The 21,185-nt window shown below is 42.2% G+C and carries 14 protein-coding genes and 1 pseudogene; 9 read left to right on the top strand and 6 right to left on the bottom strand.

Going from position 1 to position 21,185, the window contains the following annotated elements:
* The 6 genes and pseudogenes from ABW391_RS15835 to ABW391_RS15860 form a co-directional block, all read right to left on the bottom strand.
* Nucleotides 1-344, bottom strand: a pseudogene (locus ABW391_RS15835) (hypothetical protein); the annotation flags it as partial.
* 81 nt (nt 345-425) lie between these two features.
* Nucleotides 426-2,633, bottom strand: a complete 2,208-nt coding sequence (locus ABW391_RS15840) for an alpha-L-rhamnosidase-related protein (RefSeq protein WP_353482867.1) — start codon at nt 2,631-2,633, stop codon at nt 426-428.
* Between the two features lie 161 nt (nt 2,634-2,794).
* Nucleotides 2,795-5,245 carry a glycoside hydrolase family 95 protein gene (locus tag ABW391_RS15845; RefSeq protein WP_353482868.1) on the bottom strand — a complete coding sequence of 817 codons (2,451 nt, stop codon included), beginning with the start codon at nt 5,243-5,245 and terminating at the stop codon, nt 2,795-2,797.
* A 77-nt stretch (nt 5,246-5,322) separates the two neighbouring features.
* On the bottom strand, nt 5,323-6,684 hold the full coding sequence (locus ABW391_RS15850) for a YHYH protein (protein WP_353482869.1): 1,362 nt from the start codon (nt 6,682-6,684) through the stop codon (nt 5,323-5,325).
* A gap of 94 nt (nt 6,685-6,778) precedes the next feature.
* Nucleotides 6,779-7,702: a cytochrome-c peroxidase gene (locus ABW391_RS15855; protein WP_353482870.1), complete on the bottom strand. Its 924-nt coding sequence runs from the start codon at nt 7,700-7,702 to the stop codon at nt 6,779-6,781.
* A gap of 73 nt (nt 7,703-7,775) precedes the next feature.
* The gene (locus ABW391_RS15860; RefSeq protein WP_353482871.1) at nt 7,776-8,486 is read right to left on the bottom strand and encodes an MbnP family protein; all 711 of its coding nucleotides are present in this window, start codon (nt 8,484-8,486) and stop codon (nt 7,776-7,778) included.
* A 993-nt stretch (nt 8,487-9,479) separates the two neighbouring features.
* Here ABW391_RS15860 and ABW391_RS15865 point away from each other — a divergent pair.
* From ABW391_RS15865 to ABW391_RS15905, 9 genes are all read left to right on the top strand, one after another.
* Entirely contained in the window at nt 9,480-10,247 is a 768-nt protein-coding gene (locus ABW391_RS15865) for a polysaccharide biosynthesis/export family protein (RefSeq protein ID WP_353482872.1), read from the top strand.
* An 18-nt stretch (nt 10,248-10,265) separates the two neighbouring features.
* Entirely contained in the window at nt 10,266-12,593 is a 2,328-nt protein-coding gene (locus ABW391_RS15870) for a GumC family protein (protein ID WP_353482873.1), read from the top strand.
* 51 nt (nt 12,594-12,644) lie between these two features.
* Complete coding sequence (locus ABW391_RS15875) at nt 12,645-14,090, top strand: exopolysaccharide biosynthesis polyprenyl glycosylphosphotransferase (protein ID WP_353482874.1); 1,446 nt, start codon at nt 12,645-12,647, stop codon at nt 14,088-14,090.
* 109 nt (nt 14,091-14,199) lie between these two features.
* Nucleotides 14,200-15,555, top strand: a complete 1,356-nt coding sequence (locus ABW391_RS15880; RefSeq protein WP_353482875.1) for a lipopolysaccharide biosynthesis protein — start codon at nt 14,200-14,202, stop codon at nt 15,553-15,555.
* Between the two features lie 53 nt (nt 15,556-15,608).
* Nucleotides 15,609-16,571, top strand: a complete 963-nt coding sequence (locus ABW391_RS15885) for a glycosyltransferase family 2 protein (RefSeq protein WP_353482876.1) — start codon at nt 15,609-15,611, stop codon at nt 16,569-16,571.
* A gap of 26 nt (nt 16,572-16,597) precedes the next feature.
* Nucleotides 16,598-17,869 carry an O-antigen ligase family protein gene (locus tag ABW391_RS15890; RefSeq protein WP_353482877.1) on the top strand — a complete coding sequence of 424 codons (1,272 nt, stop codon included), beginning with the start codon at nt 16,598-16,600 and terminating at the stop codon, nt 17,867-17,869.
* A gap of 14 nt (nt 17,870-17,883) precedes the next feature.
* Nucleotides 17,884-18,741, top strand: coding sequence for a glycosyltransferase family 2 protein (locus tag ABW391_RS15895; protein ID WP_353482878.1), 858 nt, complete (start codon nt 17,884-17,886; stop codon nt 18,739-18,741).
* Between the two features lie 118 nt (nt 18,742-18,859).
* The gene (locus tag ABW391_RS15900; protein WP_353482901.1) at nt 18,860-19,999 is read left to right on the top strand and encodes a glycosyltransferase family 4 protein; all 1,140 of its coding nucleotides are present in this window, start codon (nt 18,860-18,862) and stop codon (nt 19,997-19,999) included.
* Between the two features lie 27 nt (nt 20,000-20,026).
* On the top strand, nt 20,027-21,145 hold the full coding sequence (locus ABW391_RS15905; RefSeq protein WP_353482879.1) for a glycosyltransferase family 4 protein: 1,119 nt from the start codon (nt 20,027-20,029) through the stop codon (nt 21,143-21,145).
* Nucleotides 21,146-21,185: the final 40 nt, after the last annotated feature.

The following is a 21,185-nucleotide window of genomic DNA, read 5'->3' on the forward strand; positions in this document are numbered from 1 at the left end:
ACCACTCTTCTGGGGCCCATCACGCCCATGTGCAGCCACATAGAGGAAGAACCTGGGCCACCATTGTAAGAGAAAGTGATGGGGCGTTTGCTCAGGTCGGTTTCGCCATCTTTGGTATAAGCGGTGTAGCCAAAAGCGGCAATGGGCTCATCCTTTTCATTTCTCAAAATCAGCGTACCCACTGTGGCGGTATAATTGATGACTTTGCTTTCAATTTTTGCGCTGTGTTTGGTGACAAATTTTTCGGGCTTGGTGCCTTTAAGACTGTCTACCTGGGAAAAAGCGGGCATGACGTACAGTAAGGCAATGGCCAACGTACAGATGAGTGCAATTTTTTTATTCATTTGATGAGGAATTGAATGGTTAGGAATATGAGCTAGCTCATAGTGAAGATAGCAAAATAATTGATTGATAATTTTTCTGCGTTACTTCCGTTGATACAAATCAATTTCATAAATCGACCAGTTGTATTTGGGGTCAGATCCGGTTTGACTGATCCTGACGTATCGGGCATTTTGACGGGGAAAAACAATGTGCGTAATGCCCAATTCGCCCTTGCCTTCAGCGATAGGCGGACTCCAGTTTTTGCCGTCGTTGGAGACCGAAATCTGATATTTATTGGGCGTATCCCATAGTGCCCAGGTATTGTCCAGTTCGATTTTGTCAAACTTTTCTTTGCGCTGCAAATCAAGGAGAAACCATTGCCCGGGGTATTGTTTTTTGGTCATGTCGCGCCAGCCCGTCCAGTGATCGCCATCAATGGCATTTTCAGCAGGAACGCCAATGGGGATCTCGTCTCCGCTGAATAGAAACAAGCTGTCTTTCACCGAAGCGTAGGCTTTCCAGGATTTTTTACTCAATTTAATGGCGGGTTCGACAGGAGCGGGTAGTGGCTTGGGTGATGATATAGTCAATGTACCTGTAGCCAGAAAATCCCAGACTCCAGGATCGGCTTTAAACATCAGGTAATCTTTGTCTTCTCCAATCCAGGAAATGCCTTTGGTTTTTCCTTGGTATGTTCCCTGCCAAATGGTTTCGCCGTTGACCTCTATGCTCTTTAATGCGGTGAATGATTTTTTAGGAATACCAACTATGGCTTGGGTACGCAGCGGGGAGTGCAGCTTAATGTGATAACTTTTACTTGTTTTGCTCAACTCGACATCAACATTCCCTTTGATAGACGGAACCCGAACTTTGATGTGGTTCAAAAAAGCCTCTTTGGGCAAGACCTGGTAACTGGCCCAACCTGGTTCTACCGGAGTGATGCCCGCAATGGTTTGAGACAAATTGATTACCGGAGGATTCCAGCCATGATTGAGCGAAGATGCATCATCAAAAGCGTCGATATGGGATGCCCACCAGCGATCGTAGTGTTCCCACAAGGTGCTGAAACTAGCTGGAATCATGGTTTTGTAGCGCTTGTACATGCGCAATAAGGCATATTCTTCATGGCCTATGGTGCAAAGCGCTTCAAAAACCCAGCGATCAAAAAAACAGCTGGAATAGGTTTTTTGGGTCAAAACATGGGTGTAAATCGACTCCCATTTGGAAGCTTCGGCCAGTCCGGCGTTGATCGCCATGGCATTGGCCCGGTCGTCGGGTTCTGGCACTTGAGCGGACTGGTACCACTGGCCTTTCCAGTATTTCTGGTTGAATGTACTTTTAATATTGTCCAGTTTGGTGTTGATGATGACCGTATCGGAACTGTTTCCACTCAGTATGGCTATTTTTTTCAGGGTTTTTAAATCGATGTACATGAAGCAATTTTCAAGTACCTCTACATCCTTGTTTTCTTTGCCCCAATCATACCACTGGTTCTTTTTGCCAAATTTGTAGGTATCGAAGAGGAATGCCTTGGTGTTTGGATATACTTTTTTGAGAGAGGCAGAATCGCCAGTTTGCAGATAATAATACCACAGGCCGTATTCGCCCAGAAATTCCAATTGCTGGCCGGGATAAAACTTGGAATCCAGTGGCCTTAAAACCAGATTTTTGCACAATTGATGCGCATTTTGATCAAACGCATAAAAGCATTGATTCAATTCAGGGGTGCCATCGCCCCAAAATCCAACCCTTTCCCGATCGGGGCAATCGTAAAACCAATCCCGCATGCAGAGGTAAGCAGTGCGCGCTCCCTTTTTCCAAAGTACATTGTAGTCCTCATCGTTGCACTCAAATGATCCAGAGAATGCAGTATGGTAACCCGTTTCGCGGTACTGTACGGATTTGACTTTTACTCCGGCTGGAATGGAATATACGGCACCTTCGCCACTGATCCAGTTTTTGGCTTCGTACACCTGATGGCCTCCGGTTGTCGTGAATGATTCGGTTTTGGTGAGGTAGAGTACCAAGGGGTTACTGGAGTTCAGCTCAATCACTTTCCCCTCAGGACTTTCCAGTTCAATCCAAGGCTGGAAGTGACAATTGTAGGGCATTTGGCACACCAGTTTCCAGGGTTTATCTGCTGAATAAGGCAGATCTTTGGACAAACTTAGGTAGGGTTTCAACCCGTAGTCTTTGATGTGTGCAGTATCGGACGAAACTGGTTTTGGTTGCACCTCATGTCTGGACTGAACAGGAGCATCGTGAAATATCGAAAGAAAAAACAAGGCAAAGGATAGAAATGCTTGCATTGGCTAACGGTTTTTTTAGCTAATGTAAACAATGAAGCCGAAAACCGATGTAAGCATTTCTATTCCCTGGTCGATATGCCTAAGGTTAGTGAACTACTTTAAATGCGTTCTGTGAGTCAATACTTGTAACAGCGGTCAAAATTATGGATTGTTCTGTCCCCTCACTCCACGATGTAGAGGCCCCCTTTCACGGTATCAAACTCTACCTGTCCGTTGGGAAAAGACCTAAACTTCACTTTTTGGCCATTGTTGCTGATTTTGAGCTTGGGTTTGGATTCGATGCGGCAAGTGACTCCCGCTTTTGACAAAATTTTGAGTTGGGTGACTTGTTTGTCCTTCCAGGCATAATCCAGTTCGAAGGCGCCGCGCACACAAACCCCGCTGTATTTTCCTTCAGCCCATTCATCGGGCAGGGCAGGCAGCAATTTGATCACCCCATCCTGGGATTGTACCAGCATTTCGGTGATGGCGGCGGTTGCGCCAAAGCTGCCGTCAACTTGTAGCGCACGACCACAGAGTGCAAACAATGAGGTACAGCACTGGTCTTTGAGGTAACCCTTGTAGATTTTGTTGGCGCGGTTGCCATCTCCCAAGCGGGCCCAAAGCGCCATTTTCCAGGCTCGGGAAAAACCGGTTGATCCATCACCCCGTTCTTCCAATACTTTCTTGTACGCTTCAATCAGCGCGGGTGTTCTTTTTTCGTACAACACTTTTCCGGGATAAAGGCCGTACATGTGTGAAAAATGGCGGTGGTTTTTCTCCAGTGATTTCCAATCGTCGGCCCATTCTTGCAAAGAACCATCCGACCCAATTTGCGGCGGCACCAATTTTTCCCTGGCTGTTTTTACTTCCCCAACGAAAGGCGTATTTTTTCCCAAAATGGTGGAAGCTTCAGTGAAATAACCAAACAAGTCGTACAAGATTTGCATGTCGATCGAAGAACCCGCACAAATGGTGGTGCCTTCGCGGAAACCAGCAGTCACTTCGTCAAAATAGGGTTTGTTGCCGCCACCATCCGGGAAGTTTTCGGGAGAGGTGGAAGGATTGGTAACCAACCATTTGCCATTGGGATGCAGCACGAGGAAATCCATAAAAAACTGCACCGAACCCTCTATCAAAGGGTACACTTCTTTCAGAAAAGCCTCATCGTGGGTATACTGGTAGTGCTCCCAGATGTGGGTACATAGCCAGGCACCACCTACGGTAAAGGTACCCCAGGTCGGGCCATCCATCGGCGCAGCAACGCGCCAGATGTCGGTGTTCTGGTGAAATACCCAACCCCTCGCGCCATAATGCTCCTTGGCAACCTGAGTACCCTGATCGGTGAGTTCGCGGATCATCTTGACCAGAGGTTCGGCGCATTCGGCCAGGTTGCCGCTTTCCACTGGCCAGTAATTCATCTCGGTATTGATGTTGGTGGTGTATTTGGAATCCCAGGAGGGGTTCATGTCGTTGTTCCAGATGCCTTGTAGATTGGCAGGTTGAGTGCCAGGGCGGGAGGAAGAGATCATCAGGTAGCGGCCAAAATTGTGGGTCAGGGCCGCCATAGAGGGATCAGGACTGGTTTGAATTTTCAACAAGCGCTCATTGCTGGGCAAAAAGGAATTTTCGGTATGGGGCAAAGTGAGGGAAACCCGACTGAAAAAACGCTGGTAATCGGCAATGGCCGCATCTCGGATGGCAGGGTAGCTTTTTCCTGAGATGCCTTTTAGGTAATCCTCCCCCCGTTGATGCGGATTGGCGCTGAGGTCTTTGTAATTGACAAAATTGGTGGCTGCTACAAAGTACAGCGTGACCGCATCTGCATTTTCGATGATCAAGTCTACACCATCGGTGCGCATCGTTCCGCCTTCTGGAACGGCTTTGACGCGGGCTTCGTACCTCATCGTACCTGCAACCCCCAGGTAATCTGCAGATTTTCCGGTCAATGCCAGCCCATCTTGTCCTGCCGGATCCATGTGAAAATAATCGGTGCCATAGTTGGAATGGGCCTGATTGCGAACCCCGCGCAAATTGGCCGTAAAGGAAATACTCCCTGGTCGGTCGGCACTGATACGTACGACGATGACTTGATCGGGATGGGAAGCGAACACTTCCCGTTTCCAGTTGATGCCGCGAGCCTGATAAGAAACGCCAGAGATCCCAGTCTCCAAATCCAGCCAGCGCTGGTATTGGCTGACTGTATCCTGGTTTTTGAAAAACAAATGCAGGTTGCCCAGGCTTTGGTATTTCATTTGCTCCACGGGGTAGCCCATCAGGTTGCGGCCAAACAGGTTGTGCGCCGCCAGGTATTTTTCCTCAAAAACCAGTTTTTGAATTTCGGGTAAAACCTTGTATCCTCCCGGCACTACGGTAGAGTAGGGGCCACCCGACCAATAGGTTTCCTCGTTGAGTTGAATGCGTTCTTCGGAATGGGTGCCAAAAACCATAGCTCCAATGCGACCGTTGCCAACGGGTAGTGCTTCTTCCCATTTTTTGGCAGGAGCGGAGTACCAGAGCAGGGTGGCGGGATTGAAGGATTTCTGTTGGATGGATTGTGGCAATTGCGCCAGCAAAGCATTTTTAGCTGGAATCAAATAGAGAAAGAGCAAGAATGCGGGTAGCATTTTCATATGGCCTCAAATTTTAAGCGCAGCTTGTGTACAAGCTGCGCTTAAAAATAGCCAAAAAATCAGACTAAAAAGTTCTATCACCGATTGATGATCACTTTAAATGACTTTACCGCTTGACCATCGCGGATGGACAGGATGTAAGTGCCGTTGTAATAGGTATCTGTTTCCAGGTGCAGAATGGTGCTGCCTTGGTGAAAAGCTTTTCGCTCCACCACCTGGCCACTCAAGTTGCTCAACTCTACCTGAACCGTATTTTTTAGCATCTCACCTGCTTGCAATACGATCAAATCGGCACTGGGATTGGGGAAGAGCGTAAACCCGATTTTTTCGAGGGTATTTTCCACGCCAGTGGTTACGGGCGTATACGTCGTGGTTGTTTCGGTGATGGAATTTACGCGGGTCACGGTTCTGGTGCCATAAAATGTAGGCCCAATCACATATGGGTAGGCAGAATTCCAGGCAGCATCTACCGTTGTGAAGTAACAGTACGTGCCATTGGGGTATTCTGGGGTGATACAAAAACGGCCATTGTGCTCATCCAGGTAATCGGGTGTTGCAGCCGAAGTGGCGGTGTATTCGTAATCCTCACGGTAGCGCCCCAAGGGATAGGTTGTACTCACAGCGGGGCCGTCGGTTACGTTGCTGCCATCGGCATAGTGGGTTCTTACCGTGATGTTGCGCAACTTGTAACTCGATTTCATGCGGGTGATGCCTCCACTGCCATTCACATTTTTGTAGCCGTAAGCGCCATAAATGGGAAAACCATCGGCGGCATAGCCCAAGAGGGGCGAATGCCTGGTAGAATCCAGTTTGTACAATCCATCGGCCAGGTATAGATCACAAACAGTGGACAAGACTTTCAAATCCAGGTTGAAGGCGCTTGGATTCTGGTGGTGGTGGTAATTCGTGCCGGCTGGGTGACCTTTGGCACAATCGAAGCCCGCACGTTCGGCAACGATTGCGTCGCGGTTCCAGACATTGTCGCCCATGCCGCCGCTTGGGCCGCCCTTTTCGGCTGCGGAAGACAAGCTGTAAGAAACCCCGTCTCGGTAATCAAACAAAGAAACCCCATTGATAAAAACCCCGATGGTACCTCCGGTGGTAGCGGTTGGCGTTCCAGTATTTTTGACTCCAGTTAGTGGAATTTTGTAAATGTTGTTGTTGTTGCCACCCTGGTTGGGGTTGCCATCCTGATAAGGGCCAATGATGTAGGCTGGAATGCCACTGCAACTCACATACACATGAGTATAGGTGTATTTTACCGATTGCACGTTGGCCGGATAGGTGTCGCTGATGGGGGTTGAATTGCCCTTGATGTAGTGCCTTCCGGTAATGCCCGAGGTGTTGATCAACCAGGAGCCAATGGCCGGGTTAGTCTGAGAAAATACGGTAGATAGGGCACATGAGAATGCGAGTAGAGTAAAAATAGTACGTTTCATCTTAAAGACTTTAGTGCTTAAATGGATTTCTTTTTCTGTTAGTCGACCAAAATTGTCAAAACCAGCGCTCACATTCCGTTTTTTAGACATTCTTTTAATCTCGTGGAAATCCAAATCGCTTGTCAAAAAGAAATTCCCGATCGCTGAGGGTCAACAAAAAAGCAATCAAGTCTACTTTTTCTTCGGCACTGAGTACGATGGGTTGGGACAGCTGGGTAGTACTGCTGTAATGATTCAAGACTTCGCGTAATTTTTTGAAGCGGCCATCGTGCATATAGGGGAAGGTAAACTGGATATTGCGCAAAGTGGGCACTTTGAATTTTAGCGAATCCTGCGGGTTTTGGGTGATCTGCATCCGGCCAAAATCGTTGAGTGTTGTATCGATGGGCAAGCCGTTTTTTGCAAAACCGTTGGTCGTAAACAATGGCTCGGGATGGCAGGAAGCACAATGCAGCCTAAAGAGTCGGAGCCCATTGCTTTCTTGAGCAGTAAAATCACCTCCTTCCTCGTTGCGGATGTGCTTGTCGTATTTGGAATGGGAGGATTGGAGTTGCAATAGGAATTGGGAAAAGGCCAGCAATACTTTTTGCCCGGTGGCCAGGCTGTCGCCAAAAGCATTGAAAAACAAGGTACGGTACTTCAGCCTGGACTTTAATTTTTTTACCACATTCTCCAGGGATTCGTCCATTTCGACCGGGCTATTCAAGGGCGCCAGGGGCTGCACATCCAGGTGATTTACCCCGCCGTCCCACATGAAATGTTTGCTCCAGGCCAGATTCATCAGCGTCATCGAGTTGCGGGTACCCAGTTTATCGTCAATGCCGTGGCTCAATTCATGGTCGACGTGGGTAAAGCCCGTGGCTTGAAGGTGGCAACTGGCGCAAGAAATGGTATGGTCGCGGGACAACAGTGGATCGTAAAAAAGCTGTCTGCCCAATTCAAAGCCCTCTTTGGTCAAGGGATTTTTTGAAAAATCATACACTGGCTTGGGCCAACCCGCAGGAATGGACAGAGGCATTGGCGAAGAGCTTACTTCCCCAAAGGCATAGACAAGTAGGCATATTGCTAATAAAACGAAAATAGTTATATGTTTATTTTTTTGGTGCATGGATGGAGAACATTTGAGTGCAATAATTGGCCAATTTCATCGCATTGCTGCCGGGTGTCATAACCTGACTTAAAGTAGTAAAATTTATGTTTGAAAAAAATGTTGCCAAATCCATTTTTACAAAAATTTCCTCTTGGGGTGTTGTGTTGACGTGCAATTCTATTTTGCGAAGCGCGCGATTGGGTTGCAAATAGCCACCGATGTGGTATTGGAAAGCATGCTTGCGGGTATTGCATTTTGGACTGATGCCTTCTATTTTTAGGTTGATATAACCGCTTTGCCAGGACCAATACATGCCTTTGGCCGGGTCTAAATCCCCTGCTTGTGCACCGGAAACATTGGTGGTACTGTCGATGCCGAGGTTGAAATGTAGGCTTTTGATCGATGCATTTTGGGAGTCAACTGGTATGCTCAGTTGTAAGGTGGAAGGCTCAAAAATGTCAATCAAATGGGCTTTCTGAGGGTCGGAAATGATTTGGCCATTGCTGAGTTCAAGTTGAATGTCAGACAAATAGAACCGCAAATTGGTCAATTGAATGGAGTCGCCGCTAGGGGAGAGGTACCATCTTCCTGCTACCAGGGGGGCAGAAGCAAATACCGGTGAAATATGGATCTCAAATGGTTGCTGGTGGTTTTGGCCATAGCCAGGGCAAAAACAACAGGCTAAAATTAGGCAGCGAAGGATTTTATTCATGGCATGGAGTATGGGTTGATTGCCTGTTTTGACGCTACTGTTTGTAAAAACTTGTGGTTTATTTTTTATTTTTTTTTCAATTTGCTTCAAATACGCTTTTTTCAGATTTGATGCCTGTACCAATGTACAAATTTTGGGGTTAAAATAAAATTAGTTTTCAGAATTCCGGACGCACTAATATATTTTATAAATTATTTATATGTAATATGTAAATACACTTGCCATTGTAATTTAAGTTTTTAATACAAGTAAAATATTGTGAACCTGATTGGCATGGTTTATCCATGTTGAGAACAACAATGAAGCAATCATGGCGGGAAGCTTAACTAACGAAAGTTAAAAGAAAAAAACTGGAAATCATTTCATTTTTCCGAACAATTGCTTACTTTTGTAACATGTTTTTTGGAATGATGTAGAATACTGTGATTTCTGTTTTAGTTTGTGTATTGTTAACACTGAATTTACAAAGACACTATTTTTTTTGATCTACCTTGAAAGTATAATACTTTAAAAAAAGGTATTCATTCGAAAGATTAACTTCTTAGACGATGTTAATACCTAAATTCTGTAGATTTTTACATTTTCCCTCTTAAACGAATTCAGATTGTTTTACCACAATCCAGTGCTACCAGGTGTTACTTCAAGTTCCCTACTTATTGTGCCAACAAGCACAATTAAGCACATCAGTTTGCAAAATTTAACTTAGTCACACATTTTTCAAAGTTGAAGCATTTTGGACTTGTCAAAGCGCTAATTGTCGATTGTGAATTTTTATAAATTTACTTTTCGCAATTTTTTATTTGGTATCCAATCGCTTCGACATAATGGGTATTTGTAAATTTCTCTAAGGCATTGACTTTAAAGATCAGAGCATATTTTGCACAAAATAAACAGGTGCGACTTATGAACGGCGAAGCCCTGCCTCAACATATTTAAGTCATTTAATATTTCAGTGCTGGAAAAACTCTTAATTTAGTTGAAATGCGATTCTATTTGATACTTTTTTTTGGGGCTATTCTATTGTACTCAACCAGCAGTTGTGTTTCGCACAAACGATTGGTGAATTATCGGGAAGATTTCCCTGAGTCGACTCGAATTGCCATAACCAAACAACCTGACATCAGAATCCAGGCGAATGATGTGCTGGGGATAAAGATATTTAGTTCAGACATTGAACTGGCTGTGCCATTTAACATAAACTCAGAACTACAAAGCGCAAGCCTAGTCAGCCTAGAAACCATTCAATTGAGTGGTTATTTGGTGAATCAGGAGGGTAAAATTGATTTTCCTGTTTTGGGTACCTTAAAGTTGGAGGGATTGAGTATCACTCAAGCAAAGGATTCATTGGTCGAAAAGCTGAAGCAGTACATTAAAGATCCGGTGGTCAATCTGAGGTTGTTGAATTTCAGGGTAACTGTATCAGGAGAAGTTCGCAATCCTGGAGCATTCAACATTCTCAATGAAAGAATTTCCTTGTTGGATGCCCTGGCGTTGGCTGGAGACTTGACCGACTACGCTGATCGAAAGAGCATCCTGCTGGTTCGAGAAAAGGACGGGATACGTTCATTGAATCAAATTGACCTTCAATCGGCTGCTTTTTTTCAATCGGAGTATTACTACCTGATGCAAAATGATTTGATCTACGTTAAGCCTATCCAAGCTAAAGCTGGTTCGGTACAAGATCAAAGTTCAAAAATGGTGCCGATACTATCTGCGGCGGCAACATTGGCGGCTGTGTTAATTGCCCTTTTTAAGAACTAACATTCGTAAAGTTGTACCATGAATGAATTTGAATATCAAAAGGCTGTAATCCTTAACAATAGTGGAAATGATTCTACTGAGGGTCAAATTGATTACCTCGGAATGTTCAGAAACTATGTTCTCAACAAATGGTACCTCTATTTGGTTTGCGGGATCATCAGCCTGGGATTGGCCTATATGTTTTACAAACAATTGCAGCCAGTTTATCAAATAACCAGTAAACTATTGATCCGGGAGCGTGAAGAAAATTCGGGATCGGATGATGATTTTATCAAACGCAATTTGCTGCTTTCGGCAACTTCGGATAAGGCAAGCAACGATATTGAAATATTGACTTCATTTTCCCTGATGACTTCCGTCGTTGAAAAATTAGGACTGGGAACCAGGTATTACTGGAAGGACAAATTATCAGAACGTGATGCTTATCGGAATTTTCCAATTGTAGTGGATACCTTTTCGCTTAATCTTATCGAAAACACTTCTTTTGAAATAACCCCGCTAAGCAAACATACCTTCAGGTTTTCCCAAGGAGCCATTTCAAAGAATTATAATTTTGGTCAACTATTTTCTAACAAATTTGGAAAATTCCGCATCTCCAGAGTTGAATCTGCTCCTGTTGCAGCAGATAAAACGATGCACGTTGAATTTTTGAACCCTAAAAAAGTTGCAAAAAAATACCTGGATAATTTAAATATAGAGCTAAGCAGCGAGAAAAGCAATTCCTCGGTTAGGGTTTTGAGCTTAATGGATGAAGTTCCTCAGCGAGGAATTGATGTTTTAACCTGTTTAATGGAAAAATTTGACCAGGTAAAAAGCCAGGCGAATACAGATATTACGCTAAAAACACTTGAACTACTGGATGGGCGGCTCCAGGACATTAGCCAGGAACTGGCATCCGCTGAAAGTACGTTAGAGACTTACAAACTGGACAACGAAATTATCTCATCGACTACCTCGGACATAGAAACTACTTTAGGTGATGTGAAAGACTTGGCTAGAGAACAACGGAATCTGGAGCTGCAGTCAGGAATGCTTCAATCAATAAGCTCAGAACTTAGAGATACCAGCAATAACTTCAAGATAATCCCAATTAATCCTTCCTTGTATGATGGAAAGGTGCTTGGCTTGATTCAGCCCTATAACGACCTGGTTTTGCAAAGAGAACGGCTTTTGATGTCAGGCCAACCTTCAAATCCGGTAGTTCAATCTACCAATCAAAAATTAAGGAGTTTACGCAATTCAATTGTTTCTGCTATTGCCAATATGCAAGGTGATATTAGTTCGAATTTGAGCAAACTACAGAATCAATTTGATAAGTCAAATAATCGACTACGCAGTGTACCAATTAAAGAAAGAGGACTAACGGATAAAGTGCGCACACAGGGAATAAAAGAAAATCTTTATGTGTATTTATTGCAAAAAAGAGAGGAAGTATCCATGGCTTTGGTAAGTGATTACGCCAACTCAATGATTGTTGATCCGCCTTACAGTTCACTCGATCCAGTTGGGATGAATAAGGTTCAGATTTTCGCAGGAGCTGGATTGGGAGGGATGGCGATCCCCTTGTTTTTCATTTTGCTCTTAGACTTTTTTAAAGGCTCGATTCGAACCGAACAGGACATTCGGCAAATTATACCGGAAAAGCCGATTCTGGGCGTGATCAATTTACAGAAGGGAAAAAATCAATTGTTGGTTGGTCCGTCGCAAAACATGACGATTGAACGATTTCGAACGCTCCGAACGAACCTGCAATTTCACCACCGCGAGAAAATCAAATGCATTTTGGTTACTTCCAGTACGAGTGGAGAAGGAAAAACTTTTGTGGCAACCAACCTTGCCTTGAGCTTTGCTCGCGCGAAAAAAAATACCATAATCATCGACTTTGATTTGAGGAAACCCTCGGTCAACAGATACTTTAATGGAAGTGAAGAAATTGGCTTAAGCAGTTTTTTCATCGAAGGACTAGCATTGGATGAAATCATTCAGATTTCAGCAGATGTTGCCAATCTACATTATATTTCAGGTGGCCCAATTATTCCCAACCTGGTGGAATTGATTACTGAAGAGCAATTGATTGAACTTTTTTCTTACTTGAAAGGGAGATACGACATTATTATCATTGATAGTTCACCCATTGGAATCATTGCCGACGGGATAATGCTGAATAACTATGTAGACAATTCTCTATTTGTAGTGCGCTCTGGGTACTCGAAAAAAGCAACGGTAGAGAAAGCAAAGGAAATTTTTGCACAAAACAAGCTGGTGAACCCCTCCATCATCTTTAATGGTGTAAAAAAACAGGATGATGGTTATGGATATGGCTATAGGCAATATGGCTATTCATAATCGAATAAAACGTATTCGAACTAACACAACCAGATAAATTTTTTTAACGCCATGGATCATACACTTACACAAATGCCTGTTTTAAACAAAGAGGCAACCCCTCGGAAACTAGAAGTTTCCGACAACACCAAGACCAAAAGAGTTATAGATCGATACCTTCTTTTGGTCTTTGGATTGGATTGTATACTCATGAACCTTTGTTTGATAGGTTCGATGAACATTCAATTTCTTTACGAGAAGGTGAGTAGCCAACCCGTTTTGGTATTGTGCGCCAATTTTATTTGGGCGTTGATCTTCGTTTATTCGGATCTTTACCAAAATTTTGAAGGGCTTAAACTGAATCTGAAAATCAAAGACTTGTTGAAGAGTACTTTGATCTTTTTGGGTGCGATTACCATCCTCAGTTCTCCTTACTTGTTCCCAGATTTTCAGCTGCAATTTTTGCTGCCGACCTCGCTGGCATTTTTAGTACTCTCTATTGTTTCTCATTTGGTTGTGCGGTATGCACTTAGAAACAGAAAAGAGGAATTGTACTATGCGGTAATCGGGGGCGGAAGCAAAAACATCAACAATTGGGAGAAAGAGTTTTTCTCGATGTATGGTCAACAAACCAACTGCGTAGGACGCTTTGCCTCGGAAAATATCCCCGGCGTGACTACCCTGGGATCATATGAAGAAATTGAAGACTTTTTGAAAGAAAATAACCGCATCAATAAACTGCTGTATTTCTATAGCAATTTATCTAAACAAACAATAAAACGAATCATTCAGCTTTGTCGGACAAAGTACATCGAATTTGAAATCATTCCGGTAGGGGTTGATTTTTTTGAAAGAGGCATACAACTGGACCGTTTGGCCCGTGTGCCAATTTTACGCCGGAAAAATGAACCACTGTGCCAGCTTCGCAACAAAATTTTGAAGCGTACCTTCGATATTGTGTTTAGTTTGGCGGTCATCCTCCTGGTCTTCTCTTGGTTGTACCCCTTGGTTCGTTATTTTATCAAACGCGAGTCAAAAGGGCCAACCTTTTTTAATCAAATGAGAACGGGCTACTGGAATAAACCTTTTGACTGTTTTAAATTCAGAACAATGCAGGTTAATGAAAATAGCGACCAGCTTCAGGCTACCAAAGGCGATTCACGTATTACCAAAATTGGTGCCTTTTTGAGAAAAACCAACATTGATGAATTGCCCCAGTTTTTCAATGTGCTCAAAGGGGAGATGTCCATTGTCGGGCCACGACCACATATGGTTAAGCACACTGAAGATTATTCAGCGTTGATCGACAAATACATGATCAGACATGAGGTGAAACCAGGCATTACCGGCTGGGCACAAGTCAACGGCTGGAGAGGGCCAACCGAGGAAGTGTATCAAATGGAAAAAAGAGTGGAGTACGATGTTTTTTACATCGAAAACTGGAGTTTTTGGTTTGATTGTAAATGTATCTTTTTGACCATTTTCAATACAATCAAAGGCGAGGAAAACGCATTTTAAACCTACTGTTTCCATTTTGATCTAGTGTTTAAGTTGTTTATACCTCAGCTACGCTAACAACAGCTGGGGTATAAACCAACCTTCTCAATGTACAATAATCCAATCTGTGATGAAAGGCGAAATAGATGGTTATACCAATAAGACGAGAGATAGGAATTTCAATTCGCAGATTTTAATTTCTTTATTCCTCAAAGGAGCAAGTATCCTGCTTAGTTTAATATTGGTTCCCTTGTACATTAAGTTTCTTGGACAGGAATCATATGGAGTGTGGCTGACACTCATTGCTAGTGCCAATTGGATCATATTCATGGACATCGGCATCGGGAATGGCATGAGGAATAAAATATCGGAATCCTTATCGGCGGGTGATTATGATACTGCCAGAGCTTATGTATCAACGTCATACATTTCACTGGGCGCCATTGTCCTAGCCACATCAGCGCTGGTTTTACTTCTGTTCAGTTTTTTAAACTTTTCTGCTATTTTTAATACCCAGGCCATCGACGAATTTCAACTAAAATTAGGTACTATTGTTGTTGTACTTTCAGTTATCTTTAATTTTTTGTTGAGTTTGTCTAACTCCATCCTGAATGCGTTGCAAAAAAATAGTTTCATTTCTTTAAGCTTAATTTTTTCCAATTTATTGATATTAATAATTTTTTTAATTTTTTCCGCTAACATTGCACCGAATGCCAAATTTTTATTCGTCGCCGGAGGGTATAGTTTCTCTTTATTGGCTGGATCTATATTGCTGAGTTTTTTTACTTTTAAATACAACCCTCGATTGACGCCCTCTTTTCGGCTGTTTGAAAGAGACAAAATAAGAAACATTGCTAGCCTTGGGGGACGATTCTTTATCCTTGAAATTGCGGTAGTTGTGGTACTCACGACTGATAGTTTGATTATTTCTCACTTGTTTGGTGCTGCCGAAGTTACCCCTTATTATGTGACACAAAAAATCTTTCAGGTTGCCACAATTCTTGCGAGTATTCTGGTTCAACCACTGTGGTCAGCCAGTACTGAAGCCTTTTCTAAAGGTGATTTGGATTGGATAAAAAACAAGTTGAAGTTTTTGCTCAAGGTATTTGTGGGCTACGTCGTATTCGTTCTTGGGATCATTGTGTTTTTTCAACCCATAAAAAATATTTGGGTTGGAGAAACAGTAGCCGTACCCGATTCCTTAATATGGTTTATGGGGCTTTATGTGGTACTATGGTTTTGGAACAATATTTTTAATAAAGTTTTGAATGGGCTAAGCATATTGTATACCCAAATACTGGTAGCAGTAGTGGGTATCATCATCAATATTCCATTGTGTTTTCTTTTTGCAAAAACGCTAAATATGGGGCTAAGTGGTATTGTCATGGGTGCAATTGTAATCCTGATCTTTGCCGCTTGTATTTACCCTATTCAAAGCTATTTGCTGCTTGAAAATAAAGCAAAAGGTATTTGGGCCAAAAAATGAACATTTGTTTTTTTATCGCCCTTAGTCTGAATTTTTAAATTAAAATTTTTGCTATGTCATCGACCAATCATCTTCCTGTGGTTAGTGTAGGTGTTCCAAGTTACAATCGAGTCAAATCTCTGGAAAGAGCCATTGACTCTATTTTGGCACAAACGTATCAGAATCTCGAAATTGTAATTTCGGACAATGCATCTACTGATCAGACGGAAGCGTTCGTCAGGTCACTCATGAAAAGTGAAGCCCGGATTCAATACTATCGGCAGCCAAAAAATTTTGGTTTGGCCCGGAATTTTGAATATGTGTTGCAACAAGCTACTGGTAAGTATTTTATTTTTCTGGCCGATGATGATACCTTTGAGCCGGAGACCATTGAGAAATATGTTGAGTTCATGGAAGCCAATCCCGATTATTCGCTGGTTAGTGGGGATTTTGATCTTGTTGATGAGGAAAAATTAATCTTTCGGGAGTTAGCGGTCGATTACGAAGGGACCATACCAATTCTACGTACCCTCAAGTTTTACGCTGAAGTAACCCTGGGATCCATTTTTCATGGCTTGATGCGCCGGGAACAAGGCCAAAGAGTTCCCTTTTATTCTACACTAGGCGCTGCCTGGCATTTTGTGGCGAGTTTGGTCTATCAGGGCAAGGTTAAACGACTTGATTTTGTTGGGTACAATAAGGAAGCAGGTGGTGTATCGGCAGGTTTTCATGGTTATGCCAGGAACTTAGGTGAAAAAAAGATCTGGGGCTATTTCCCAATTCTAAAAGCCGCCAAGGATACCATCAGTGAGATTGGTTGGAGCAACCGGGTCTATCACAATCTCAATCCAGTGATCAGGATAGTAGCGGGATGCGCAGGGTGTCTGCTGATTTTAGGACATTATGGCTTAGTGATTAAACCTAGAACCTGGGCAGGAAAAATCCTGAGAATGCTGCGCATCAAGACCCCAAACGAAAGACAATTCCAAAAATTAACCACCAACTTATCACAGGAACAAAAAACGCAAGCTAGCTAGGAGTGCGCTTAAAAAAACGTATACAAATGAAGCGAAGCAGGCTAAACTATCTGTTGACTTTCCTCTTTTTGTTGTTGGCTGCAAAGTCGAACATCCTGTCATCCAGTAATTTGCTCTGGTTTGTAACTCTACTCTCTTTTTTCTTTGTGGCGCTGAAATACAACGCATTAACCAAGAAAGAATTGAGGATATTTGGCGGCTTTTCAATCTCTTTTTTTGCATACATTTTGATTAGGAACGTATTGTTCAATAGCCTCCCTATGCCGTTTTTGGTCAGTGATGTGCTTTTTTTGTTTAAGTTTCTTTTTTTAAGTTTTTTATTTGTTGCTATTTTAAAACATGAAACCAGTCAGAATATCGTCAAAGTAATGACTGATTTAACTTTTATTTCTTTTTTCTTTTTTGCTTTTCAATTAATAGCAGGGGAAGCTTTTTTTAATTTAATAATAATGTTGCACTTGACACCTCAAGACCCACCAAGCGAAATATTTGCAAATTGCCTGGTTTTTACCTACACCAAAGAATTGCATGATTACCGGAACTCAGGGTTTGTCTGGGAACCAGGTGGCTTTGGTTGCTTTTTAATCATCTCGCTGATGTTGAATTTATTCATCAACAAATTTACTTTTGACCGCAGCTCAATCATTCTTATCATCGGGGTCATCACCACTGTTTCTACCACGGCCTATCTGGCTTTGTTGATTCTTCTATTGATGGTATACCGCTATAAACACCGAAAAGTTAATTTCGGAGTGATATTTCTGATTCCAATTTTGGTGCTGATTGTATTAAAAACTCCATTTATTGGTGAAAAAATAGTCGACTTATATAGTAGTGATATGGATAATTTGGAAAATATTGAGCATTTATCTCACTATTATGATGATATAGAAATGCAAATGCGTTTGAATCGCTTCGCAAGTATTACTTATATTTACGATATGTTTAAGCACAAACTAATCTTTGGGATTAGTAACATGTACGATGAAGTGATGAATAAGGTATACAGTGTCAATATATCCAACGGAATTATGGATTTCATGGCGAAATATGGTTTAGTTGGCTTTGTATATTTAATGTCTTGTTATGCAAGATTTTGTAAAAAAAATGTAAAATACATTGAATGCGTCGTCTACTGTGTATTGATCATGATTGTATTGGGCTTTGGTTCTCCAATCTTGACGACGCCGATAGCACTGATGTTTTTGTTCCTCCCATATTACAAATTTCCTGAACTCATTTACGTACTGGTTAAAAAGCCAGTTCAAGTAAATATCGAATATTCTTCTGTAAACTAAGCTGAATAACTCTTATGAAAATAGCTGTTTTGTTGGCAACATACAATCGGAAAGTCAAAACGCTTACCTGTTTGGGCAATCTAAAAGACCAGGAAATCCCGGATGACCTGGATTTGGAAGTTTTTCTGACTGATGACGCGTCTACCGACGGCACCACGAAGGCAATTCTGGAACAATATCCGGAGACCCATGTCTACCACGGCAATGGCAATTTGTTCTGGGCGGGAGGAATGATCCATTCATGGACGATGGCACTCTCTTCCAATGCAGACTATTACTTGCTACTAAATGATGATACTTTTCTGCAAAGGGATACCGTAAAAATCATGCTGCAAAGCTGCACTGACCATTATGTAGAATATGGCCAGCAAGCCATTAGTGTGGGTACAACTAAAGACCCAAATTCTGAGGAAATAACCTACGGAGGTAGAAAATTGTATTCTAGGTACCAGCCGCAAAGTTACCGTGTGGAGCCCCAAGCGCATAGCATCGAATGTGATATGGCAAATTCAAACATTATGTTGGTTCCTGCTGAGGTTGTGGCTAAAATTGGCACTTTGTCCAAAGAATTCACGCATGCCATCGCGGATTTTGATTATACCTTAAGGGCCAAAAAAGCTGGATTTTCGGTGATTGTCGCGCCAGGTATTCTTGGAATTTGTGCCAATGATCATGAGAAAAACTGGAAATCTGGCGACGTGAAACTTTCAGAAAGGGTTAAGTATTTGTACAGCGTAAAGGGGCTGGCCTACAAAGAATACTTGCTATTTATAAAAAAGCATTTTCCTTTAAATTTACCAGCATCGTTTTTGAAACTGTGGCTAAAAACATTATTCCCTTTGGTGTATGACGTATTTAAAAAAACAGCTTGAATGTATTCTTTTTCGACTTACTCAAAAAAATACGATGTTCTCAATCTTGGTTAAACAAAGTTAGATGAAAATTCTGATCATCCATTCATTTTATCGGGAAAAAGGTGGAGAAGACAACATGGTACTTGGAAAATTGGCTTTGCTGAAAGATGCCAGTTTCGAAGTAGAACTGTTGGCTTTCCAAAATCCTTCACATTTATTAAGCGCAATTGTTGTTTTATTTTTTGCGGTTTTTAATGTATATTCGTTCTTTAAAACAATAAAGGCGATACGCAAATACCAACCGGATATCGTTCATTTGCACAATTGGCATTTTGCTGCTTCACCTTCAGTGATTATTGCGGCCCATTTTTTAAAAATACCGATTGTATTGACTGCACACAATTTTCGGCTGCTTTGCCCCTCGGCAATATTGTTTTTTAAGGGAAATCTTTTTTTAGAAAGTTTGAACGAGAAATTTCCCTGGACTGCCATTAAAATCGGGGTCTATAGAAACTCAAGTCTCCAGACTTTCTGGCTAGCTTTTACCGTTTATTTGCATAAAAAATTAAAAACCTGGCAAAAAGTAAGCAAGTTTGTCGTTTTTTCGGATTTCATGAAAGACATTTTTGTGCAATCTAATTTTGGAATTCCTGCAAATAAATTTGTTATTAAGCAAAATTCTATTATAGCCCCCCCTCTTGGGCTGAGCATTACCAGAGGCAATCATTTTGTATTTGTAGGCAGGTTGGTTACTGAAAAAGGGGTTGATGTCTTGTTGAATGCTTTTGCCGATACCAATTTCCAACTGCTTATATATGGGTACGGCCCTCTAGAGCAAAAGGTTACGGATTTCGCAGCACTGCATCAAAACATTACCTACAAAGGTGCTTTGCCTCATGATGACTTGTTTGACGAATTACAAACATGTAGCGCACTTATTTTTCCTTCGATCTGGTTTGAAGGTATGCCGTTGACCGTAATTGAAGCTTTTTCAACGGGTACTCCAGTCATTGCGAGTAATTTGGGGGCTATGTCAATAATGATTCAGGATCACTACAATGGATTGCATTTTGAAGCTGGAAACCCCGTCGATCTAGCTCAGAAATTGGCTTACTGGAGCGCATGTTCGGAAAATGAAAAGGAGTTTTATTCGCAAAGAGCAAGAGCGGCATATGAAAAAAATTACACCCCGCAAGCCAACATTCAACGCCTGGAGTCAATATATGCAGATGTGAAAAGTGAGTACGGATCGAAGCCACAGCTCATCGAAAACTAACCTTATTTAACTTCAAATGAACATCTCATGAAAAAAGTGGCAATCATCCAAAGAACCCTGGTGCAATACCGGCGAGAATTTTTTGAAGGGCTGAAAAATGCGCTTGCTGAAGAAGGGGTAGAGTTGACATTGATCTATGGCAAACAAAACAATGATGAAGGGCTGAAAAATGATGCGGTAGAATTGGCCTGGAGTAAATACATCCCCAATAAAACGTTGAAATTTGGCAATAGCTCGTTGGTTTGGCAGCCTTGTTTGAACGAGCTGAAAGACAAGGATTTAATCGTAGTGGAATCTGCAAACAAGTTGATTTTGAACTACCTTTTAATGATCAAGAGACGTTTTTCTAATACCAAATTGGGCTTCTGGGGGCATGGCAGAAATAAGCAGGATACTTTGAATAGCTTCGCCAATCAATTCAAGTATCTTTTTTTGAAACAATGCGATTGGTGGTTTGCCTATACCAGTGGCGTGAAAGATTTTCTTATTGAAAAAGGTTACCCTCAAGCACGGATCACGAATGTGCAAAATGCCATAGATACGCAATTTATCCAGCAGGAATACGCCCAAACTACTGACCTCGAAACAACAGCATTGAAAAAGGAATTGGGCATAGAGGGCGATCAGGTTGGAATCTTTTGTGGAGGAATCTATCCGGAAAAGCGGATTGATTTTTTGCTGGAAAGTTGCCTAAGGGTAAAACAGGAAGTCCCAGATTTTCATATGATTTTTATTGGCTCAGGCATTGATGCCACAAAAATAACCCAGGCAGCGGCACAGCACCCCTGGATTCATTACGTCGGACCAAAATTCGGAAAAGATAGGGTCAAGTATTTCAAAATTTCCGCCCTCTTCTTGATGCCAGGACTGGTAGGATTGGGCATTTTGGATGCTTTCGCACTTGAAACACCTATCGTGACCACCCGCTATGAATTTCATAGCCCGGAAATTGAATACCTCGAAGATGGAAAAAACGGATTGATTGTTGACAATACAATCGCTGATTACAGCAAGGCTGTTGTCCAGCTTTTGCTAAGCGCGCAATACAAGCAGATGTTGGACCATTGCAGGTACAGCGCCGAAAAATACACGATTGAAAACATGGTGGAAAACTTTAAGATAGGAATACTCAAAGCCATGCAATGAGTCTTTCCCGAAATGTATTGTATAACCCTAATTATAAAAC

Origin of the sequence: Haliscomenobacter sp., assembly GCF_040403615.1 — a bacterium.
In the GTDB taxonomy this organism is placed as follows: Bacteria; Bacteroidota; Bacteroidia; order Chitinophagales; family Saprospiraceae; genus Haliscomenobacter.

What these genes read in the sequence shown, in the direction of transcription:
- ABW391_RS15880 (WP_353482875.1), top strand. Translation starts at nt 14,200, where the DNA reads ATGAAAGGCGAAATAGATGGTTATACCAATAAGACGAGAGATAGGAAT.
- ABW391_RS15855 (WP_353482870.1), bottom strand. Translation starts at nt 7,702, where the DNA reads ATGCCTCTGTCCATTCCTGCGGGTTGGCCCAAGCCAGTGTATGATTTT.
- ABW391_RS15870 (WP_353482873.1), top strand. Translation starts at nt 10,266, where the DNA reads ATGAATGAATTTGAATATCAAAAGGCTGTAATCCTTAACAATAGTGGA.
- ABW391_RS15895 (WP_353482878.1), top strand. Translation starts at nt 17,884, where the DNA reads ATGAAAATAGCTGTTTTGTTGGCAACATACAATCGGAAAGTCAAAACG.
- ABW391_RS15845 (WP_353482868.1), bottom strand. Translation starts at nt 5,245, where the DNA reads ATGAAAATGCTACCCGCATTCTTGCTCTTTCTCTATTTGATTCCAGCT.
- ABW391_RS15905 (WP_353482879.1), top strand. Translation starts at nt 20,027, where the DNA reads ATGAAAAAAGTGGCAATCATCCAAAGAACCCTGGTGCAATACCGGCGA.
- ABW391_RS15840 (WP_353482867.1), bottom strand. Translation starts at nt 2,633, where the DNA reads ATGCAAGCATTTCTATCCTTTGCCTTGTTTTTTCTTTCGATATTTCAC.
- ABW391_RS15900 (WP_353482901.1), top strand. Translation starts at nt 18,860, where the DNA reads ATGGTACTTGGAAAATTGGCTTTGCTGAAAGATGCCAGTTTCGAAGTA.
- ABW391_RS15850 (WP_353482869.1), bottom strand. Translation starts at nt 6,684, where the DNA reads ATGAAACGTACTATTTTTACTCTACTCGCATTCTCATGTGCCCTATCT.
- ABW391_RS15875 (WP_353482874.1), top strand. Translation starts at nt 12,645, where the DNA reads ATGGATCATACACTTACACAAATGCCTGTTTTAAACAAAGAGGCAACC.
- ABW391_RS15860 (WP_353482871.1), bottom strand. Translation starts at nt 8,486, where the DNA reads ATGAATAAAATCCTTCGCTGCCTAATTTTAGCCTGTTGTTTTTGCCCT.
- ABW391_RS15885 (WP_353482876.1), top strand. Translation starts at nt 15,609, where the DNA reads ATGTCATCGACCAATCATCTTCCTGTGGTTAGTGTAGGTGTTCCAAGT.
- ABW391_RS15890 (WP_353482877.1), top strand. Translation starts at nt 16,598, where the DNA reads ATGAAGCGAAGCAGGCTAAACTATCTGTTGACTTTCCTCTTTTTGTTG.